The organism is Sporichthya sp. (assembly GCF_013815995.1).
Classification (GTDB): Bacteria; Actinomycetota; Actinomycetes; order Sporichthyales; family Sporichthyaceae; genus Sporichthya.
This window is the reverse complement of sequence record NZ_JACDFE010000347.1, coordinates 1-3,035: the sequence shown is the minus strand read 5'-3', so window position 1 is coordinate 3,035 and position 3,035 is coordinate 1. Positions and strand designations below refer to the sequence as shown.

The following is a 3,035-nucleotide window of genomic DNA, read 5'->3' as shown; positions in this document are numbered from 1 at the left end:
CCACGCAGGCGTCATCGTTCGGGAACCAGTCCCGGAACTCCTGCAACGTGCGCGGGTAGTCGACTCCGCCTAGCGGCCGTTCCTTGCTCACACCCGAAATCGTACTGCACTCAAGCAGATATGCAGATTCCAGAACGACGATCGCGTCGCGACCTGCAAGGTCCTCGGCGGCGTCATCAACCGTCCGCTGATGGAGGCCGTCCCCGGCCTCGTGGCCCAGATGCTCGAGCTCACCGCCGGCAAGTCGCTGGAGGAGACCCGGGCGATCCTGGCCGGCGTGGCCGCGCAGGTGAACAACACCTACCCGCCGCGCGAGGACCCCCGGATCAACATCTCGATCGACTCGGTCTACGCCTCCGGCCCGCTGGCCCGCGCGCACACCGTCATCTACGGCAACTGCAACTACATGCAGACGGGCCTGCTGCAGGCTTACGCCGCCCAGCAGTGCCTGGACTCGACTCCGAAGCAGGTGGGCTTTGCCTCGGCTTGCCAGGCCTTCGGGCACCGCGAGTTGCACGGCGTACTAAAGTCCTTCGGACTGAGCATGGAAGCCATCACCACCTACAACGGCTAAGCCGTTGTCCTGAACGCCAAAGGCGGGTCGCTCTACTCCGGGCAGCGACCCGCCTTTGGTCTGTCCGGGGCCGGTTCGCCAGGACCGGCAAGACTGTCCCGGTGACCGTGACCTTCACCCTGATCGCCCGGATCCCGTCGACCGGTCGGGCCGACTTCCTCGCCTACGAGGACGCGGTGCTCCCGCTGATGGCCCGGCACGGAGGAGTGCTGGATCGCCGGCTGCGCACCGGCGCGGGCCTGATCGAGATTCACGTCGTGTCGTTCCCGCACCAGCTCCGCGATGCATCGTTGGCTGAGCTGCGACCTGAGTCCGGGTCAGGCGCCGAAGTCGATCCGGACGATCGCCGGCATCCCGCGCCGGATCCCCGGCAGCTTGCGCCCGAGCGGCAGCCAGAACTTCGTGATCGCACCGGGGCCGCCGGCCGGGGCCACGGTGCGCACGCTCGCGATGTTCGGGTGCAGCCGGCGGAGCCGGGCGTGGTCGCCGGAATCCAGACCGAACGGCATCGGCGGCGCCTGGTAACCGTTGGGAGTGCGGATGAAGCCTCGTTTGCTCAGCCAGGAGAACCACGCCGGGACGGTGTCGAAGAGAAACACCCCTCGGCGGAATCGCTCGGCGCAGCGCGCGATCAGCGCCTCCACCTCGCGCGGCGGCAGGTACATCAGCAGACCCTGGGCGACCACCACGACCCGGTCCGCCGGTGTCGCTCCGAGCTCGTCGAACCACCCGGAGTCCAGCGCCGAGCCGGCGAACAGCCGCCGCCGGGGCGGGTCCTCGCCGACCAGGTTCCGCCGGACCTGGGCGGTCTCCGGCAGGTCGACGGTGAACCAGCGCACCTGACCGTTGTCCACCCGCCAGAACTGCGTCTCCAGGCCCTCGCCCAACACCACGACGAGTGCGGCCGGGTCGGTGGCCAGCACGCTGAGCACCTCGCGGTCGAAGGTCAGGGCCCGCTCGCCGAGGTAGCCCTCCATTCCGGTAGCCAGCCCGCCGAACTTCTGAGCGAAGGGAAAGTCGATGGCCTCGACCAGCTCGGCCGCCTTCGGGTCGTGCAGCAGCGATCCGGGACGCGCGGCGTCGCGCGAGCGGTGGTAGAGCGTCCACAGCGTGGTTTCCGGGACGCCTTCCAACGCGACCTTGAGCCGCGGCGGGGTCGCTTCGGGGTCGCTCAAGCCGGTTGCTCGGGATCGGTCACGGCTCGTCCTCCAAAGAGATGACTGGCGACCTCGCTCACGCTACTGCGGCTTGCCACAATGGAGGGCCAGGGGTCGGCACTGCCGGTCGGCCCGATCACGCGGGTGGGAGACGGACGCCGAATGCCTGAGGGTTCGCCCGGCCGGAGTGCCGAGGACCTCGAGCGCCTGTTGCTCGGGGGCGACCCGGACATCTCGCTGTCCGCGCTCGCCGAGGCCGCCGGCCTGAGTCCCGAGGTCGCGAGCCTGTTCTGGCACTCCCTGGGTTTCGCCGACACCGAGCCGGCGGGCCGCATGTTCACCAGCGGCGACAGGGATGCCATCGTCAACCTGGCGCGGATGATCACCGACGTCGGCGCCGACGAGGAGTTCGTGGTCGGCCTGATCCGCGCGGTCGGACATCACATGCAGCGTCTGGCCATGTGGCAGGTCATGGCGCTCGTCGAGCAGATGACCGAGCAGACCGGGGATGCCTCCAAGGGCGCAGACCGTGCCGTCGAGTTCATGTACGAGCACGTCGACGACTTCGAGCCGTTGCTCACCTACGCCTTCCGCCGCCACCTCGCCTCGGTCACCAAATGGCGACTGCTCCGCGCCGCGGAGAACGGGCTCCGGATGCGCCTGTCGGTCGGGTTCGCGGACATGGCCGGCTACACCAAGCTCAGCCGCGAACTGGACCCGCTGGCCCTGGGCCGGATGGTGAACCGGTTCGAGACGGTGTCCTCGGATGTCGTCCTGCGCCAGGGCGGCCGCGTCATCAAGACCGTGGGGGACGAGATCCTCTTCGCCTCCGACACCGCCGCGCAGGCGGTCCACATCGGCCTGGACCTGGCCGAGACGATGGACACCGACCCGATGCTGCCGCAGGTCCGGGTCGGAATCGCCACCGGCGATGTGGTGGCTCGGATGGGTGACGTCTACGGCCCCACGGTGAATCTGGCCAGCCGGCTGACCGGCCTGTCGAACCCGAGCCGCGTTCTCATCGAGGGTGCCACCGCGGCCGCCGTCGCCGATGATCCGCACCTGGAAGCAGCCACGCTCGGCGAGGCCGTCCTGCAGGATTTCGGCACCGTCCATATGTTCGGTGTCCGGCGCACCTGAGGTCGTCACCGCAGGCAACACCGGTGAAACACGCTTCACCGACTCTGGAGAGGCAAGACCTTCCGACCTGTGGTGGTCGCGATCGGCCGGCGGGGGCCCATCCGATCGCTAGCACCGCCCAGGACGGCGTGCCGCCCACCCCAACCGCGTCCTGTGGGCGGGCG

Annotated in this window: 2 protein-coding genes and 1 pseudogene; 2 read left to right on the top strand and 1 reads right to left on the bottom strand. The window is 69.2% G+C overall.

Annotated elements, in window-relative coordinates; genetic code table 11:
* Window positions 1-127: 127 nt before the first annotated feature.
* Window positions 128-574: pseudogene (locus H0X00_RS23035) on the top strand (DUF5938 domain-containing protein); the annotation flags it as partial.
* 317 nt (window positions 575-891) lie between these two features.
* On the opposite strand, the gene H0X00_RS23030 reads toward H0X00_RS23035, so the two are convergent.
* The gene (locus H0X00_RS23030) at window positions 892-1,749 is read right to left on the bottom strand and encodes a class I SAM-dependent methyltransferase (RefSeq protein WP_293775136.1); all 858 of its coding nucleotides are present in this window, start codon (window positions 1,747-1,749) and stop codon (window positions 892-894) included.
* Window positions 1,750-1,893: 144 nt separating this feature from the next.
* Here H0X00_RS23030 and H0X00_RS23025 point away from each other — a divergent pair, with 144 nt between their 5' ends.
* Window positions 1,894-2,871, top strand: coding sequence for an adenylate/guanylate cyclase domain-containing protein (locus H0X00_RS23025; RefSeq protein ID WP_293775135.1), 978 nt, complete (start codon window positions 1,894-1,896; stop codon window positions 2,869-2,871).
* Window positions 2,872-3,035: the final 164 nt, after the last annotated feature.